This is a genomic window from Pseudoxanthomonas suwonensis J47, assembly GCF_000513955.1.
Lineage (GTDB): Bacteria > Pseudomonadota > Gammaproteobacteria > Xanthomonadales > Xanthomonadaceae > Pseudoxanthomonas > Pseudoxanthomonas suwonensis_C.
The window spans coordinates 24,213-40,857 of the sequence record NZ_AZUZ01000009.1; the positions used below are offsets into that span (position 1 = coordinate 24,213).

Sequence of the window (16,645 nt, forward strand, 5' to 3'; positions counted from 1 at the left end):
GATCAGAACGGCTTGGCCAGCACCAGCCAGATGATCCCGAGCAGCAGCAGGATCGGCAGCTCGTTGAACAGGCGCAGCCTGCCCGACGACGGCAGCCCGCGCCCCTGCTCCACGCCCTTCAGCCAGCGCCCGGTGAAGATGTAGTACGCCAGCATCAGCACCACCAGCGCCAGCTTCGCGTGCAGCCAGCCGGCCGGGTTCCCGACCATGGTCGGGAACCCGTCGATCACCCGATAACCCAGCCAAAGCACCAGGCCCAGCGCCGCGGCGATGCCGAACATGTTGTGGCCGAAGCGGTACAGCCGCCGTCCCATCAGCACCAGCCGCGCCTGCACTTCCGGCTGCCCCTGCGCCTCGGCCAGGTTGACCAGGATCCGCGGCAGGTAGAACACCGTGCTCATCCAGGCCACCACGAACAGCAGGTGGAACGACTTCACCCAGAGATACGTGGAATACATGCGTGGGCCCTGCGGCTAGGATGTGCGGATTCTCGGCCATCGGCCGCCTCCCTGTCGAACCACCGCGGCGCAGGCCGCGCCTGCCGTCCCTCAACCGTGCCGATGACCAAGACCTACGACCGCCACTACTTCGACCACTGGTACCGCGACCAGGCCATCCACGACCCGAAGCGCCTGGCCCGCAAGGTCGCCCTCGCCGTGGCCGTCGCCGAGCACCACCTCGAGCGGCCCGTGCGCACCGTCCTCGACATCGGTTGCGGCGAAGGCGCCTGGCGCGCGCCCCTGCTCAAACTGCGCCCGAAACTGCACTACCTCGGCTTCGACAGCAGCGAATACGCCATCGCCCGCCACGGCCCGCGCCGCAACCTGCACCTGGCCAGCTTCGGCGACTTCGAATGGTTGCGCCCCTGCGCCCCCGTCGACCTGCTGGTCTGCGCCGACGTCCTCCACTACCTCCCCACCCGCGAACTGGTCCGCGGCCTGCCCGGCCTCGCCGAACTCTGTGGCGGCGTCGCCTTCCTCGAAACCTTCACCGCCGAGGACGAGTTCGAAGGCGACACCGACGGCTTCCAGCGCCGCACGGCACTCTGGTACCGACGCCGCCTCGAGGACCAGGGTTTCACCGCCCTCGGTTCGCACTGCTGGCTCGCTCCCGCGCTCGCCGGCAGCGCTTCGGCGCTCGAGCGCGCCTGAGTCCTGTGCCCCAGCCGCAGGCCACTTCCGGCCAAAAAACCTCTCCTGGAAAGTCCTGCCCCCGTCACCAGCGCGGATGCGATGCCCGTGGGTGCGAAGTAAAGGAGGAGGCATCGGCCGCAGGCCGGTGCCGGGGGACATGAGTACCCACGGGTAGCGCGTCCGCGCCCCCAGCCCGCTTTCACGTTCGCGCCTTCTCCGCGTCGCAAAGCCGCAGCGGCGCACCGAACGTCAGCGCGCCCGCCGCGCCGCCCACCCGCGGATGATCCGCGCGAGCTCCGCCACCCCGTCGGTCAGCGCCGCCGGCCCCGGCTGCAGGATCAGCGGCGACTTCACCTCGTGCAGTTCCCCGTCCCGCACCGCCGGGATCGCATCCCAACCCGGCCGCGCCGCCACCTGCTCCGGCCGGAACTTCTTCCCGCACCACGAGCCGATCACGATGTCCGGCGCCCGTTCGATCACTGGCGCGCCATCGGCCAGGATCCGCGCCTTCGCCAGCGGCTCGCGCGACAGCCACGGGAAAACGTCCTCGCCGCCGGCGATCCGCACCAGCTCGGCCACCCACTGGATACCGGTGATCAGCGGCTCGTCCCACTCCTCGAAGTAGACCTTCGGCCGCACCGGCAGCTTTTCCGCCTCGCGCGCGACATCGTCCAGCCCGCGCGCCAGCGAATCCGCATACGCCTCCGCCCGCGCCGCGACGCCGACCAGAGCACCCAGCCGCCGCACGTAATCGAGGATGCCCGCGACGCTGCGATGGTTGGCGATCCACACCTCCACCCCACGCCGTACCAGTTCGGCCGCGATGTCCGCCTGGATGTCGGAAAAGCCGATCGCCAGGTCCGGCTTCAACGCCAGGATCGCCTCCACCCGGGCACTGGTGAACGCGCTGACCTTCGGCTTCTCGCGCCGCGCCTGCGGCGGCCGCACGGTGAACCCGCTGATGCCGACGATCCGGTCCTGCTCGCCGAGCGCGTACAGCGTCTCGGTCGGCTCCTCGGTCAGGCAGACGATGCGCCGCGGGCCCATCAGCGCACCGGCTTGCGGAAGTACACCACCTGTCCGGTCCCCTCGAAACCGCAGGCCGCGTGCGCGGCCCGGCTGCCGAGGTTGTCGATCAGCGCGTCGGAGGCCAGTTCACTGCAGCCATGCCCGCGGGTCCAGTCCTCCACCGTCGCGACCAGGGCGCGACCCGCGCCCTGCCCGCGCCACTCCGGCGCCACGTACCAGGCCTCGAGGAAACCGACTGGCGAGGTCAGCGTGCCGTTGACGTACTCGCAGCGCAGGCTGGCTTCGGCCAGGCCGACCACCTTGCCGTCGCCCTCGGCGACGAACGCCGCCATGTCACGGGGATCCTGGAGGAAGGCCTCCGCTTCCCCGCGCAGCTCGCCTGCGTCGCTGCCGGGCCACAGCGCCTGGCGCATCGCCACCCATGCGTCGAGGTCGGCCGCCGTCGCCCGGCGCACCCGCGCGCCGCTCACGGATACAGCATCCGCTTGGACCAGTGGCCCTCGATTTCGTGCTGGTAGCACCAGCGCTCGTGCAGGCGGTAGCCGGCGCCGTACCAGAACTCGAACGTCCCCGGCACCACCCGGAAGCCGCTCCAGCCCGGCGGACGCGGCACCTCGCGGCCCATGAACTCCGCCTCGGCATCGGCCAGCCGTGCGTCGAATTCCTCGCGCGAGACCAGCGTGGCCGACTGCTTCGACGCCCACGCGCCGAGCTGGCTCATCCGCGGCCGCGTCGCGAAGTAGGCATCGGCCTCGGCGTCGTCGACCCGGACCACGCCGCCGCTGATCCGCACCTGCACCCCCGCCTCGCGCAGGTGCCGCCACAGGAACAGCAGCGCCGCGCGCGGGTTGGCGCGCAGGTCGCGGCCCTTGTGGCTGTCCAGGTGGGTGTAGAAGGTGAATCCGCGCTCGTCGAACGACTTCAGCAGCACCGTGCGCACCGACGGCACGCCATCGGCGTCGGCGGTGGCCACGGCCATCGCGTTCGGGTCCGCCATGCCGCTGTCCCGGGCCTCGTCCAGCAGGCGGCTGAAGGTCGCCAGCGCTTCCGCATAAAGCCGGTCGGTCATCGCAGTCTCCACGCGGTGTTCGGGTGCACGTATTGTGGACCCATGCACGCGCAGGCGCATACCGCTTTCCCGCCCTGGTTGGCCGCGGCGGCCCTGGCCGACAGCGGCGCGCGCCGCGGCCACGGGCTGCGCGTGCTGGGCATCAGCGGGCTGCAGGGCAGCGGCAAGAGCACGCTGGCCGCGCAGGTGGTGGCGCTGGCGCGGGAGGCCGGGCTGGCCGCCGCCGGCGTATCGCTGGACGACTTCTACCTGGCCGCGGCACGGCGCGCGGCGCTGGCGCGCGAAGTGCATCCGCTGCTGGCCACGCGCGGCCCGCCCGGCACCCACGACGTGGACCTGGCGTTGCGCACGATCGACGCGCTGCGTGCGGGCGGCACACCCGCGCTGCCACGCTTCGACAAGCCCGGCGACGACCGCCTGCCCGAGGCGGCGTGGATGGTGGTGCCGGAGCCGCTGGACCTGCTGGTGTTCGAAGGCTGGTGCCTGGCCGTGCCGCCCGAGGCGGAGACCGCGCTGCAGGCGCCATTGAACGCGCTGGAACGCGCCGAGGACGCCGGCGGCACCTGGCGGCGCTGGTGCAACGTCGCGCTGGCGCGCGACTACCCGGCGCTGTGGGCGCGCATCGACCGGCTGTGGTTCCTGCAGCCGCCCGGGTTCGAGGTGGTGCACCGCTGGCGGCGCCAGCAGGAACATGCCCTGCGCGCGGCCGAGCCGGGCCGCCGCGGCATGGACGATACGGCCCTGGCGCGTTTCATCCAGCACTACGAGCGGATCAGCCGGCACGCCCTGGCGACCTTGCCCGGGCGGGCGGACGCCTGCGTGGTACTCGATGGGGAACGCCGGCCGCTGGACCTCGTGGTCCGGGGCGGGCCGGCCGGGATTTGAGACGTTTCTCATTGGCTGCGGCCTCGGCCCGGCGCAGATTCCCCCCTCATGGGGGAATCGGAGTCGCGGGTCCATCGCAGGGGGATCCTGGTAGCAGGCTCTCCGGGTCTGCATGCCTTCCGCTCCGGTTTCCACGCCAGTCCAGGCCGCGCCACGCCGTGTGCTCCGTCCCCCCGGGGTAGCACGCTTGCGGCCCGTCCGGGCCCGCTGGGCCCGGACGTCCTGTTCCGGGGTCGTCCATCCTCGTCGCCCCCCACCCGGCCCTCCGGCGCCGGGCCTTTTGGCCCGCTGCTTGCTTCAGCCTGCCTATCCAGGGCCGGGTGCCATCGCCCCGCCCCACCGTCATGAACCGTTGCCGCCCAGCGCCGCCCGGCACGCCGTCCGGGCCCCAGCGCAGCGCCACCACCCTGGCGCTGGCGGCGGCATGTGGTCTGGCTCCGGGAGCCGCCTGCGCAGCGCCGGCGCAGGGCACGGCCAGCGCCTGGCTGCTGGGCGGGCTGGCCGCCGGCAGCCTCGCCACCGCCGGTGCCCTGGCCCTGTGGTGGCGCATGCGCAGGCCGCCGCAGCCGGCCATCGCGCCGCCCTCGGTCGGCCACCAGGCCGAGGCGCTGCTGGAAGCCCTGCCGCTGCCGGCCTTCGTCCGCGACGCCGAAGGCCGCTTCGTGGCGGTGAACCAGGCCTATGCCGCGCTCTACGGCTGCCGGCGGACTGACGTACTGGGTCACACACCGGCCCAAACGCGGCACATCCTCGGCGCCGACCTGGAGCCGCTGCAGCAGGCCAAGGCCGAACTGGACCGGGGCGCCACCCGCGCCATCCGCGAGTTCCGCCACGAGGCGGCCGGGCACGGGGCGCGGGTCCTGCTGCTCCAGCTGCAGCCGCTGGCCGGCGACGGGGCAGGCCTGGCGCTGGGGACATTCACCGACGTCACCGCCTTGCACGACGCGCGCCGGGCAGGCGAGGCCGCCGCCCGCGCCACCGACAGCTTCCTGTCGATGATGAGCCACGAGATCCGCACGCCGATCGCCGGCGCGCTGGGCATCGTCGAGCTGATGGCGCAAACGCCGCTGGACCAGGAGCAGGTGCACCTGCTGGGGATGCTCGAGGACTCGGTCGACACCCTGCTGCACATCCTCGGCGACATCCTCGACTTCTCCCGGATCGAGGCCGGCGAGCTGAGCCTGGATCCGGCGCCATGCAACCTGCGCGCGCTGGCCGACGGGGTGCTGGCCCTGTTCGCGCCGCAGGCCTGGGAGAAGGGCCTGCGCCTGCATTCGATCATCGACTGGCGGCTGGCCGCCGAGCACCGCTGCGACGCCTCGCGCGTGCGCCAGGTACTGGCCAACCTGCTCAGCAACGCGATCCGCTTCACCGAGGCCGGGCGCGTCGAGCTGCGCATCGAACTGGTCGAGGCCACGGCCGACGGCCAGCGCCTGCGCTTCGTCGTCTCCGACACCGGGCCGGGCATGTCCGAAGAGCGCCTGCGCCAGGTGCAGCGCCCGCTGTTCGACGGCGGCGAAGGCATCGCCCACCGCACCGGCCTGGGCCTGGCGCTGTGCCGGCAGCTGGCCGGGCTGATGGAAGGTTCGCTGCAGCTGTCCAGCATGCAGGACGAAGGCACGGTGGCCACCTTCGAGGTGCTGCTGCCGGTGGTGCGGGCGCTGCTGCCGCAGCCGGACATGGCCGGGCGGATCGCGCTGCTGTGCACCCGCGACCGCCACGTCGGCCAGGGCCTGGCCAACGCGCTGTCGGCGCTGGGCTTCAACCTGATCGAGGCCGCGCCGGCGGACCTGGCCGAGATCGGCCCGGACGACGCCCACCTGTTCGTGGCCGATGCCGCGCTCGTCGCCGAGGGCCGCCTGCCGGCCGGGACGCGGCAGATCCGCCTGGTCGATCCGCAGTCTCCCCTGCCCCCGGCCCTGCCGGCCGGCGGTGTCGAGCTGCAGGGCACGCCGCTGCTGTGGCGGGCCACGGTCAAGGCCTGCCACGCCGCGCTGGGGCTGGCTTCGCCGGAGCCGCCGGCGGCCGCCACGCCCGGGCCGGTGCCGGTCCCGGGGGCGCGCATCCTCGTCGCCGAGGACCATCCGATCAACCGCGCCGTGATCGCGCGCCAGCTGCAACGGCTGGGCTATGAGCACGAGCTGGTCGAAAACGGCGAGGAGGCGCTGCAGGCGCTGGCGCGCGACCACTTCGACCTGCTGGTCACCGACTGCCACATGCCGGTGCTGGACGGCTACGCGCTCACCGCGCGGATCCGCGCGCAGGAGCGCGGCACCGGCGCGCACCTGCCGATCATCGCGCTGTCGGCCAGCGTGCTGCCAGGCCAGGTGAAGTACTGCATCGATGCGGGCATGGACGGTTTCATCGCCAAGCCCGTGCAGCTGCACGAGCTGGAGATCCAGCTCGCCGCCCACCTGCAGCAGGCCGGCACGGCCACCGCCCGGGCGCCGGCGCCGCCGGAACCGGCCGCCGGTCGCTCCAGCTACCGGCAGCTGGCGCTGCTGATGGAGACGTTCGGCTCGATGCGCCAGGTGCGCGACGTGCTGCAGCGGCTGCTGGAGACCAGCCGCGAGGACATGGACGCCCTGGACCGCTCGTTCGAACAGGGCGACGTGGAGCAGCAGCGCGAGCTGCTGCACCGCATCGGCGGTTCACTGCGCCTGCTGGCCGGCGAATCCGGCCCCGGCGAGCCGCCGTCCGGCGCCAGCAACCGCGAGCGCCGCGACGCGCTGGTCGAGCGCCTCGCCCAACTCGAAGAACTGCTCGACAACCTGGATCCCCAGGCGACCACCACGGAGGGTGGACCATGACGGACCCGTACCCGCCTTCACCCAGGCTGCCCACGCGCGAAGAGGGCGCGCGCCGCAGCCTGCGCATCGTCCTGGCCGACGACCACCCGGTGGTGCGCAGCGGCGTGCGCATGCTGGTCGAATCCAACATCCCCGCCAGCGTGGTCGCCGAAGCCTCCACGCCCGAGGAGCTGTTCGCCGCGCTGGACCGCGTCGCCGCCGACCTGGTGCTGACCGACTTCAGCATGCCCGGCGGCAACGTCGCCGACGGCCTGAGCATGCTCGGCCGCCTGCGCCGGCGCTGGCCGGACCTGCCGGTGCTGGTGCTGACCATGGCCGGCAATGCCGCGGTGCTGCAGTCGATCCTCGACACCGGCGTGCGCGGGCTGCTGAACAAGTCCGACGCGCTGACCGAACTGACCCTGGCGATCAACGTGGTCGCGCACCGGCGCAACTACCTCGGCACCGGCATCCGCCGCCTGCTCGACGCGACCATCCTCGAAGGCGGCTCGGCACGCGGCCCGCTTTCGCGCCGCGAGACCGAGGTGCTGCGCCTGTTCACCTCCGGCCTGACCGTGTCGGAAATCGCACGCAGGCTCGAGCGCAGCGTGAAAACCGTGAGCCGGCAGAAGATGGACGGCATGGCCAAGCTCGGCCTGCGCAGCGACCTGGAACTGTACGCGTACGCACGGGAACACGGCCTGTTGTCGTAAGCGAAGCCGTTGTCGAGTGCAGGGTGCGCAACGTGAAAGTGCGCGCGGTCTAGGAACAGGAAGTTTCAGACAAGTCTGATGGTTGCCCGGGTGGTTGTACTACCACCATCTGGTCCATGGACACGATGACACTGCCGCAAGCAAGGCATGCGTCGCCGCACATGGACGAGTGCCCCATCTGGCCCTTCGTGGGCGACAGCCGGAGCTGGCAACCACCGCCGCCGGCAGTCGATCCCGACTGGCACCGACTCACCCATTCCGCCGTGGTCATGGCGTGGACGCGCGATCCGGACGTGATGTGCGACCTGGTCGCCACGCTGATGGACATCCACCTGCGCCGCAGTTCCGCATCGCTCGAGGTCACGCTCGACGAGCTGCACCTGATGATCTCGATGGAACTGCAGCAGCTGAGCGGCGAACCGGACTGACCGGCGCCGCAGCGGCACGCGGTTACTGCCTTGCGGCCGCATCTCCAGCATCGTCCCCAGGGGCGGCATGCCTTGCCGCCGGTCTGGCCGTGCGCGGCCTCGCCGGCGGCGGCATCCGGTACCCGCCTGCCCGGATCCGGGACTGGGCGACTACTGGACGATGAAGGTCACCCGCATGTTGACTCGCCACTCCAGGACGTTGCCGTCGCCGTCGGTGGCCACCTTGATCTCGTTGACCCAGGCGCCCTGGATCCCCTTCACGGTCTCGGAAACCTTCCGCAGCCCGCTCTTCACCGCGTCTTCCATGCTGGTCTTCGAAGAAGCGCTGACCTCGATGACTTTGGCGACCGACATGACGATGGCTCCTGCTGGACGGGCGCGCGTGCGCCGGGGCGGAAAGTCTGTTGCCGGCGCCGTTAACGCCATGGCACGGATCCGTGCAGGCGCACGCAACCCGGATGTGGCGCGGTTGCAGCGGTGACCATCGCGGCGGTGCTAGCATCGCCAGCCATGAATCCCGCCCCGAACCTCGTGCTGGTCGGCCCGATGGGCGCCGGCAAGACCTCGATCGGACGCCGCCTGGCCGAGCGTTTCGGCCTGTGCTTCGTCGACGCCGACCACGCCATCGAACAGCGCACCGGCGCGACCATCTCCGCCATCTTCGAACACGTCGGCGAGAGCGGTTTCCGCGAACGCGAGTCGGCGGTACTGGCCGAACTGCTCTCAGGCGAGGGCCAGCTGGTCGCCACCGGCGGCGGCGCCGTGCTCGACCCGGGCAATCGCAGGCTGATGCAGGAACGTGGTTTCGTGGTCTACCTCTGCGCCGGGCTGGAGTCGCAGCTCAAGCGCCTGGCCCGCGACCGCAGCCGTCCGTTGCTGCAGCGCCCGGACCGCGAACAGGTGCTGCGCGAGCTGGCGCGCATCCGCGAGCCGCTGTACCGCGAGGTCGCCGACCTGGTGATGGACACCGACGGCCTGACCGCGGCGGAGGCCTCCTCGCGCCTGTGCCTGCAGCTGGCCGAACGCTGGAACGGCAACGGGGTCGCGGCATGACGGCGGTGCGCACGGTCCACGTCGGCGGCAGCCATCCCTACGCGATCGATATCGGCCCCGGCCTGCTGGGCGATGGCGCGCGCCTGGCCGCGCATGCACGCGGGTGCCACGCGCTGATGCTGAGCGACAGCCAGGTCGCGCCGCTGTACGCGGACGCGGTGGCTGCCGCGCTGCGCGCGGCGCGGCCGGACCTGGAGCTGGCCACGCACGTGATCCCGGCTGGCGAGTCGCACAAGACCCTGGCCACCTTCACCGGCGCGATCGAGGCGCTGGCCGGGCTCGGCGCCACCCGCGACGCCACGGTGTACGCGCTCGGCGGCGGCGTGGTCGGCGACCTGGCCGGTTTCGCCGCGGCCTGCTGGATGCGCGGCATCGACTGCGTGCAGCTGCCGACCACCCTGCTGTCGATGGTCGACTCCTCGGTCGGCGGCAAGACCGCGGTCGATATCCCGCAGGGCAAAAACCTGGTCGGCGCCTTCCACCCGCCGCGCGCGGTGATCGCCGACACCGCCACCCTGCGCACCCTCCCGCCCCGCGAACTGCGTGCCGGCCTGGCCGAGGTGATCAAGTACGGCGCGATCCGCGATCCGCAATTCTTCGCCTGGCTGGAGCGCGAACACGCCGCGCTGCTGGCCGGCGACGACGCCGCGCTGGCCGAGGCGATCGCGCGCAGCTGCGAACACAAGGCGGGGATCGTCGAGCGCGACCCGCTGGAGAAGGGCGAGCGCGCCCTGCTCAACCTGGGCCACACCTTCGGCCATGCGATCGAGGCCGAGCAGGGCTATTCCGGCGGCGGCAGCGAAGCGCTGGTGCATGGCGAGGCGGTCGCGGTCGGCATGGTCCTGGCCGGACGCCTCTCGGCCCGCCTCGGCATGGCCTCCGACGCCGACACCGACCGCCTCGAACGCCTGCTCCAGGCCTGCGGCCTGCCCACCCGGATCCCCGCCGGCCTGGCTCCCGAAGCGCTGCTGGCGCGCATGCGCCTGGACAAGAAGAACCTCGCCGGCCGCCTGCGCCTCGTCCTGTGGCACGGCCTCGGCCAGGCCGTGGTCGTCCCCGACGTGGACGAAGCCCAGGTACTGGAGCTGCTGGCGGGCTGAGCGGGCTGAAGGTAACGCGGAAGCACACGCGTTGGCCGGAGCCGGGACAGCGCTACGCGCCAGGAATGAACGAGGCGCCGGCGACGGCTCGGCGTTGCCACGCCGGGTGACCCGCCGCACTGCGATCCGCCAGGTGAAGAGCTGACTTTCCGGTGGGCGGCTTCGGACGGAGCCGCGGCAGCGCGGGAGCATGGCTTCGATCTCCCCTCTCCCACCGGGAGAGGGGCCGGGGGAGAGGGTCGGGAGCCCAGCGGCGTCGGCACACCTGCCCTCTCCCCAACCCCTCTCCCGGGGGAGAGGGGCTTCTCGTCGCACTGCCCATAGAAGCGTCGGCCTTCACCCGGCCGGGACGTCCACCGCCTTCCCGGCAGAGCGACTGGGCCCGCAGGGCCGGCTCCCCCATACGGCCTCCCCCACCGCCCCCGCTACAATGTCGGCCATGCGCATCCTCCTGCAGCAGCGTCCGACGCCGGGCGAAGCCCCCCGTTACCTGCAGCTGACCCTGCAGCCGGACCTGTTCGGCGGCTGGGAGCTGCTTCGCGAAAGCGGCCAGATCGGCGGCAAGTCGCAACTGCGGCGCGAGCAGTACCTGCTCCAGGAAGAGGCCACCGCCGCCTTCGAGAAGGCCCGCGACGCCCAGCTCAAGCGCGGCTTCCAGGTGATGTTCGTCAGCGGCGCCGAAGCGCCACGCGGCGCCTGACGGCCACCCGCCCTTTCCCAAGTCCAAGGTTCAACGTGTCCGAAACCCTCGCCAACGACCGCCTGCTGCGCGTCCTGCGCCGGCAGCCCGTGGACCGCACGCCGGTGTGGCTGATGCGCCAGGCCGGCCGCTATCTGCCGGAGTACCGCGCCACCCGCGCCCGGGCCGGCAGCTTCCTGGCCATGGCCAAGAACCCGGAGCTGGCCTGCGAGGTCACCCTGCAGCCGCTGCGCCGCTTCCCGCTGGACGCGGCGATCCTGTTCTCGGACATCCTCACCGTGCCCGACGCCATGGGCCTGGGCCTGTACTTCGCCGAGGGCGAAGGCCCGAAGTTCGAGCGCCCTATCCGCGACGAGGCCGACGTGGCCCGCCTGGCGGTGCCGGACATGGAGACCGAACTGCGCTACGTGATGGACGCCGTGCGGGTGATCCGCCGCGAACTCGATGGCGCGGTGCCGCTGATCGGCTTCTCCGGCAGCCCCTGGACCCTGGCCTGCTACATGGTCGAGGGCGGCGGCAGCGACAACTATTCGAAGATCAAGGCCATGGCCTTCAACCGCCCGGAGCTGCTGCACCGGCTGCTGGGCGTGGTCACCGACGCGGTCATCGCCTACCTGGCCGCGCAGCGCGCCGCCGGCGCCCAGGCGCTGCAGGTGTTCGACACCTGGGGCGGCGTGCTCTCGCCGACGCTGTACCGCGAGTTCTCCCTGCCCTATCTGCAGCGCATCGCGCGCGAACTGGAGCGCGGCGAGGGTGAGGACCGCACCCCGCTGATCCTGTTCGGCAAGGGCAACGCCCCGTATCTGGAAGCGCTGGCCGACACCGGTACCGACGCGGTCGGAGTGGACTGGCTGGTGGACCTGGCCGAGGCGGCGCGCCGCACCGGCGGCAAGGTCGCGCTGCAGGGCAACCTCGACCCGGCCACGCTGTACGGCAGCCCCGAGGCGATCGCCCGCGAGACCGCGCGCGTGCTCGACAGCTACGCCGAAGGCAACGGCGGCTCGCGCGAGGGCCACGTGTTCAACCTCGGCCACGGCATGTCGCCGGACATGGACCCGGAGCACGTCGCCGCGCTGGTCGCGGCGGTGCACGCGCACAGCGCACGCTGAGTCGCGCGCCCGCGACGCGCCCCGACGGGGCGCGTCAGCCGGTGCCGCGCAGCGGCGGCCGCGGGCGGCCGACCGGCGGCGAGCGCCGGTCCGAGTCGTCCGCCGCCGGGATCCGGTATTCGATGCGGATCTCGCGCATGTGCGGCGGCACCTCCGGCTCGATCGCCTCCGGCGCCACGCAGCCCGGATACAGGGCCGCGACCAGTTCCGTCGCCAGGCCTTCGGCGCGGGCGGCTTCGGCGCGCGCCACCTGCACGCCGGCGGCGGTGACCACCGCGGCCGTCGCCTTGCCGGGGTCGCGGTAGCTGGCGAAGACCTGCGGTGCCGCCGGATCCGGCAGCGCGTCGACGACCTCGAGCCGCTCCGGCAGCCAGCACTCGCCGGTGCTGGCGATGCGCACCTGCGCGGCGACCACCTCCATGAAGGCCTGCACTTCCGCCAGCAGCGACGCCGGCGTGGCCGGCGGCGGTGCGCTCGCCCGCGCCTTGACCAGGTAGAGGTTGCGCGCGAACAGCAGCATCGCCGAGGCGCGCTGCTCGCCGGGGTATTCCAGGCCCAGGCGCCAGGCCGGTACCTGGGCCCCGCCTTCGCCCGCCAGGCCGATCTCCTGCAGTTCGCCCAGCCGGATCCCGCGGTCCGATTCGCGCGCGGCCGCGTCGATGTTCTCGCGTTCGGCCCGGGCCACCTGGGCGAGCAGTTCCGGCGCCTGCGGGCCGCCCGGGTAGAAATAGAGGTCAAGCCAGCGCTCTCCGTCGACGTAGCGCACCGCCACGCCGTAGCGCTGGTCGGGAAAGCGCTGCTCCGACACCGCGCGCCAGTCGCCCACCTGCAGCGGATACAGCACCCGGCTTTCGCTGAGCAGGCCGCCCAGCAGCAGGCTGGCCGGCAGGCCCTGCCCGTCGTCGCCGGCACTGTCGGGGCCTTCGGCGGACGCAGCCGGCGCCGAGGCCAGCGCGGCGGCGAGCAACCAGGCGTGGCGCACTCCCGGCCTCATGCTTCGGCCAGCTCCGGCAGCAGGGCTTCGATCGCCGCGGCCAGCATCTCGCCGGTCACCGGCTTGCGCAGGAACCCGTCGAAGCCGGCGGCGCGCGCCTGGGTTTCGGCGTCGGCGTCCGCGCGCGCGGTCACCGCAAGCAGCGGCTGGGCGAAGCCCTGCAGGCGCAGCTGCCGCGCCAGGGCCATGCCGTCCATCCCGGGCAGGTCGAGGTCGAGCAGGGCCAGGTCGAAGCGCGCCACCGACACGTCGGCCAGCGCGGCCAGGCCGTGCGCGGCGCGGGCGACGCGATGGCCCTGCGCGCGCAGCAGGCTGGAGATCACGTCGGCCACGGTCGGATCGTCCTCGACCAGCAGCAGGTCCAGCTGGCGACCGGCCTGCCGCGCCGGACGCGGCGGCGCCGGCGGCGCGACCGGCTGCGCCAGCGGCAACGGCAGCTGCACGCGGAACGCGGAGCCCTGCCCGGGCGCGCTGTCGACGCTGATGCCGCCCCCCATCGCCATCGCCAGCTCCTGGCAGATCGCCAGGCCCAGGCCGCTGCCGCCGTAGCGCGCTGCGGTGCGCGCGCCCTCGGCCTGTTCGAAGCGGCGGAACAGGCGCTGCTTCTGTTCGTCGTTCAGGCCCGGCCCGGTGTCGCGCACGACGAAGCCGACGCCTCCGCCGACGCCGGCGGCCACTTCCAGCGCCACTTCGCCGCGGTCGGTGAACTTCAACGCGTTGCCCAGCAGGTTGAGCAGGATCTGGCGCACGCGGCCGGGATCGCCGCGCAGCGCCTGCGGCGCGCCGGCGTCGACGTGCACGTTGAAGGCCAGGCCGCGCTGCTCGGCCACCGGTCCCATCAGCGCGGCGACCTCGGCGACCAGCGCGCGCAGGTCGAAGTCCTGCGGCTCCAGCTCCAGCTTGCCGGCCTCGATGCGGGCCAGGTCCAGCGCATCGTTGACCAGGCGCATCAGGTGTTCGCCGGCGCGGCGGATCGATTCGACGTAGCCGCGCTGGCGCGCGTCCAGCGGCGTGGTCAGCAGCAGTTCGCTCATGCCCAGCACGCCGGTCATCGGCGTGCGCACCTCGTGGCCGAGCGTGGCCAGGAACCGGCTCTTGGCCAGCGAGGCCTGCTCGGCCAGCTCGCGCTTGTGCACGTCCAGCTGCCACTGGCTGCGCCGGCGCAGACGCAAGCGGTACATGCGCGCCGACCAGGCCAGCGCCAGCAGCGCGGCCGCGGCCAGCACGGCCACGCCCCACGCGCTGCGCCACCACGGCGGCGGCATGCTGAAGGCCAGCTCCTGCACCTCCGACCAGGGCTGGCCGGGACCGGCCGCGGCCTGCAGCTGCAGCCGGTAGTGGCCAGGCGGCAGGCGCGCGAACACGCGGTCGCCGCGGCCCTGCACTTCGTACCAGTCCTGCTCCAGGCCGAGCAGGCGGAAGCGGTAGCGGTTGGATTCCGGATCGTCGAAGGCGAGCAAGCGCACCGCCAGCTGCAGGTCGTGGTCGCCGGGACGCAGTTCGAAGCCGCCCTGCACCGGCAGCTCGACCTGCGCATCGCCGCGCATCACCCGCACCGAATCGACCACCAGCCGCGGCGGCGGTCGCACCGGATCGGGCATGTTCGTGTCCAGCAGCACCAGCGAGCCGTCGCCGGTGCTGCCGACCAGCACGCCATTGCCGTCCAGCAGCAGCATGCGCTCGGTGAATTCCTGGCTGGGCAGGCCTTCGCGCACGCCGAAGCGGCGCACCGCCGCGCTGCCATCGCCGCCACCGGTGGGATCGACGCGGAACAGGCCGCGGCGCGTGGCCAGCCAGGCGCGGTGGTGGCCATCGACCACCAGGCCGGTCGCCTCGGTCGCCGGGATGCCCTGGCCGGTGCCCAGGTGCATGCTGCGCTGCCATTGCCCGTCGCTGCGCTCCCACACCTCCAGGCCGGTGAGCCGGTGCAGCCACAGCCGTTCGCTGCCGTCGAAGGCGAAGGCCAGCACCGGCTGGCCGTCGATGCCCTCGGGCGCGACGAAGCTGGAGGTCGCCGGATCCCAGCGGCGCAGGCCGTGTTCCACCGCCACCCACGGGCTGCCGTCCGGACCGATCCGCACCATCGCCAGGTCGGCCGCACCCAGCCCGGGCACGCCGGCGCGCAGCGATTCGATCACCCGGCCGGTCGCCGGATCCCGGCGCTGCAGGCCCGCGCCCGGCGAACCCAGCCAGACGCTGCCGTCCGGGCCCGACAGCAGCCAGTTGATCGCCGCCTTCTCCAGGGTGGGGTCCTGCGCCGACACGCTGTCCCAGCGCTGGATCCGGCCGGTGCCGCGCTCCATCCGGATCACGCCGGCGCCATGGTCGGTCCAGATGTTGCCGGCCTGGTCTTCCAGCACCGCGGTCAGGCGCGCGCCGTCCGGTTCGCGCACCGTGTCGACCTTGCCGGTACGCGTGTCCAGCCGCTCCAGCACGCCGGCGGTGCCGACCAGCCACACGCCGCCGTCGGCCGCGGTCGCGCCACCGCGGTACACGCCGCCGCGCAGGCCGTGTTCGGCGTCGAGCACCGCGGTGCGGCGCCAGTCCGAACGCAGGTAACCGAGGCCGCGCGAGGGCAGCGCCACCCACAGCGCGCCGTCTTCCTGGCGCAGCAGCGCCTGCACCTGGCTGTTCACCCCGAGCACCCGCGACTGCCGGGTCACCGCGATCGGCGCGTCGTTGCCGCGCACGCGCCACAGGCCGTCGGTGGTGGCGATCCAGTAACCGCCCTCGCCGTCGTCGCTCATCGCGGTGACGGTGCGCGAGCCCTTGAACTCGGCCGCCCATGCCGGCGTGCGCCACTGCCCGTCGTCGCCGAGGCGGAACAGGCCGCGCGTCGAACCGACCCAGGTCGAATCGCCTTCGCGCCACAGCGAAACCACCGTGGCCCACGGCGTCGTCCCGGGCAGCGGCATCCGCTGCACCTGCTTGCCGGCGCAGCGCACCAGCCCCTGCAGCGTGCCGACCAGGATGCCTTCGTGTTCGTCGAACGACAGCGCCAGGATCGCGCGGTCCAGCACCGCGTTCACTTCCGGATCGGAGGAACGCAGGCGCCGCACCTGGTCCTGCGCGTCGATGCGGTACAGGCCGCCGCCATAGGTACCGAGCCAGATCTCCTCGCCGCGCCCGGCGATGGCGAAGACCTCGTCGCTTTCCATCTGCGGGAACAGCGACTTGCGGAAATGGCGGAAGCCCTGGCGGCCGGGATCCATCACGCTCACGCCGCCGCCTTCGCTCGCCACCCAGATGCGGTTGCGACCGTCCACGTGCAGCGCCTGCAGCACGTTGCCCGGCAGCGACGCCGGATCGTCCGGATCGTGGCGCCAGACGCGGAAGCCGGCGCCGTCGTAGCGCGCCAGGCCGTCCCAGGTGGCTGCCCAGAGGAAACCGTCGTGGTCGCGCGCCAGCGCCGGCACGGTGGTGGCCGGCAGGCCGTCGGCGGGACCGAGCACGCGGAAGCGCGGGACTTCGGGCACGGCGGCGCTGGCAGTCGTGGCGACCACCAGCAGCACGCACAGCCAAAGCGCACGCAACATCGCTGCCTCCTGCTCCCCGTCCCGAATCGTCGCAACGCATCGTTGCAGGCGCAAGCCGCGGCCACGCCCGACCGGCCCTAGAATGCGGCCATGATCCCATTCCCCGC

At 72.8% G+C, this 16,645-nt stretch carries 16 protein-coding genes; 9 read left to right on the plus strand and 7 right to left on the minus strand.

Annotated features, from left to right (window positions below; all coding sequences use genetic code 11):
- Positions 1 to 2: 2 nt before the first annotated feature.
- Complete coding sequence (locus M503_RS0102735; RefSeq protein WP_028919085.1) at positions 3 to 458, minus strand: CopD family protein; 456 nt, start codon at positions 456 to 458, stop codon at positions 3 to 5.
- A 102-nt stretch (positions 459 to 560) separates the two neighbouring features.
- On the opposite strand from M503_RS0102735, the gene M503_RS0102740 reads away from it, so the two are divergent.
- A complete protein-coding gene (locus M503_RS0102740) occupies positions 561 to 1,151 on the plus strand; it encodes a class I SAM-dependent DNA methyltransferase (RefSeq protein WP_028919086.1) in 591 nt (196 codons plus the stop codon).
- Positions 1,152 to 1,382: 231 nt separating this feature from the next.
- Here M503_RS0102740 and M503_RS0102745 read toward each other — a convergent pair whose 3' ends face one another.
- The 3 genes from M503_RS0102745 to pdxH are packed head-to-tail and all read right to left on the minus strand — an operon-like array spanning position 1,383 to position 3,231.
- Entirely contained in the window at positions 1,383 to 2,180 is a 798-nt protein-coding gene (locus tag M503_RS0102745; RefSeq protein ID WP_028916326.1) for an ABC transporter substrate-binding protein, read from the minus strand.
- Complete coding sequence (gene aac(6'), locus M503_RS0102750; RefSeq protein ID WP_028919087.1) at positions 2,180 to 2,632, minus strand: aminoglycoside 6'-N-acetyltransferase; 453 nt, start codon at positions 2,630 to 2,632, stop codon at positions 2,180 to 2,182. The genes M503_RS0102745 and aac(6') overlap by 1 nt, the downstream gene beginning before the upstream one ends.
- Positions 2,629 to 3,231, minus strand: coding sequence for a pyridoxamine 5'-phosphate oxidase (gene pdxH, locus M503_RS0102755; RefSeq protein WP_028919088.1), 603 nt, complete (start codon positions 3,229 to 3,231; stop codon positions 2,629 to 2,631). Before pdxH ends, aac(6') begins: the two co-directional genes overlap by 4 nt.
- Before the next feature lie 42 nt (positions 3,232 to 3,273).
- Here pdxH and M503_RS0102760 point away from each other — a divergent pair, with 42 nt between their 5' ends.
- From M503_RS0102760 to M503_RS0102775, 4 genes are all read left to right on the plus strand, one after another.
- Complete coding sequence (locus tag M503_RS0102760; RefSeq protein ID WP_051414155.1) at positions 3,274 to 4,116, plus strand: kinase; 843 nt, start codon at positions 3,274 to 3,276, stop codon at positions 4,114 to 4,116.
- Between the two features lie 344 nt (positions 4,117 to 4,460).
- Positions 4,461 to 6,926 carry a response regulator gene (locus M503_RS16745; RefSeq protein WP_051414156.1) on the plus strand — a complete coding sequence of 822 codons (2,466 nt, stop codon included), beginning with the start codon at positions 4,461 to 4,463 and terminating at the stop codon, positions 6,924 to 6,926.
- Positions 6,923 to 7,618 carry a response regulator transcription factor gene (locus tag M503_RS0102770; protein WP_081720916.1) on the plus strand — a complete coding sequence of 232 codons (696 nt, stop codon included), beginning with the start codon at positions 6,923 to 6,925 and terminating at the stop codon, positions 7,616 to 7,618. Before M503_RS16745 ends, M503_RS0102770 begins: the two co-directional genes overlap by 4 nt.
- A 161-nt stretch (positions 7,619 to 7,779) precedes the next feature.
- A complete protein-coding gene (locus tag M503_RS0102775; RefSeq protein ID WP_028919091.1) occupies positions 7,780 to 8,046 on the plus strand; it encodes a hypothetical protein in 267 nt (88 codons plus the stop codon).
- Positions 8,047 to 8,196: 150 nt separating this feature from the next.
- Here the strand turns inward: M503_RS0102775 and M503_RS0102780 are convergent, their stop codons facing one another.
- A complete protein-coding gene (locus tag M503_RS0102780; RefSeq protein ID WP_024869008.1) occupies positions 8,197 to 8,400 on the minus strand; it encodes a dodecin family protein in 204 nt (67 codons plus the stop codon).
- Positions 8,401 to 8,556: 156 nt separating this feature from the next.
- Between M503_RS0102780 and M503_RS0102785 the strand changes: the two genes are divergently transcribed.
- The 4 genes from M503_RS0102785 to hemE all read left to right on the plus strand — a co-directional run bounded on the left by M503_RS0102785 (position 8,557) and on the right by hemE (position 12,008).
- Positions 8,557 to 9,099 (plus strand): shikimate kinase, encoded by a 543-nt coding sequence (locus M503_RS0102785; RefSeq protein WP_024869009.1) that lies wholly within the window; start codon positions 8,557 to 8,559, stop codon positions 9,097 to 9,099.
- Positions 9,096 to 10,199 (plus strand): 3-dehydroquinate synthase, encoded by a 1,104-nt coding sequence (gene aroB, locus M503_RS0102790; protein WP_028919092.1) that lies wholly within the window; start codon positions 9,096 to 9,098, stop codon positions 10,197 to 10,199. Before M503_RS0102785 ends, aroB begins: the two co-directional genes overlap by 4 nt.
- Before the next feature lie 439 nt (positions 10,200 to 10,638).
- Positions 10,639 to 10,899 carry a WGR domain-containing protein gene (locus tag M503_RS0102795; protein ID WP_028919093.1) on the plus strand — a complete coding sequence of 87 codons (261 nt, stop codon included), beginning with the start codon at positions 10,639 to 10,641 and terminating at the stop codon, positions 10,897 to 10,899.
- 35 nt (positions 10,900 to 10,934) lie between these two features.
- Positions 10,935 to 12,008, plus strand: coding sequence for a uroporphyrinogen decarboxylase (gene hemE, locus M503_RS0102800; RefSeq protein WP_028919094.1), 1,074 nt, complete (start codon positions 10,935 to 10,937; stop codon positions 12,006 to 12,008).
- Between the two features lie 34 nt (positions 12,009 to 12,042).
- Here hemE and M503_RS0102805 read toward each other — a convergent pair whose 3' ends face one another.
- Positions 12,043 to 13,002, minus strand: coding sequence for a hypothetical protein (locus M503_RS0102805; protein ID WP_037060307.1), 960 nt, complete (start codon positions 13,000 to 13,002; stop codon positions 12,043 to 12,045).
- Positions 12,999 to 16,538: a hybrid sensor histidine kinase/response regulator gene (locus M503_RS0102810; RefSeq protein ID WP_037060309.1), complete on the minus strand. Its 3,540-nt coding sequence runs from the start codon at positions 16,536 to 16,538 to the stop codon at positions 12,999 to 13,001. Before M503_RS0102810 ends, M503_RS0102805 begins: the two co-directional genes overlap by 4 nt.
- Positions 16,539 to 16,645 lie beyond the last annotated feature (107 nt).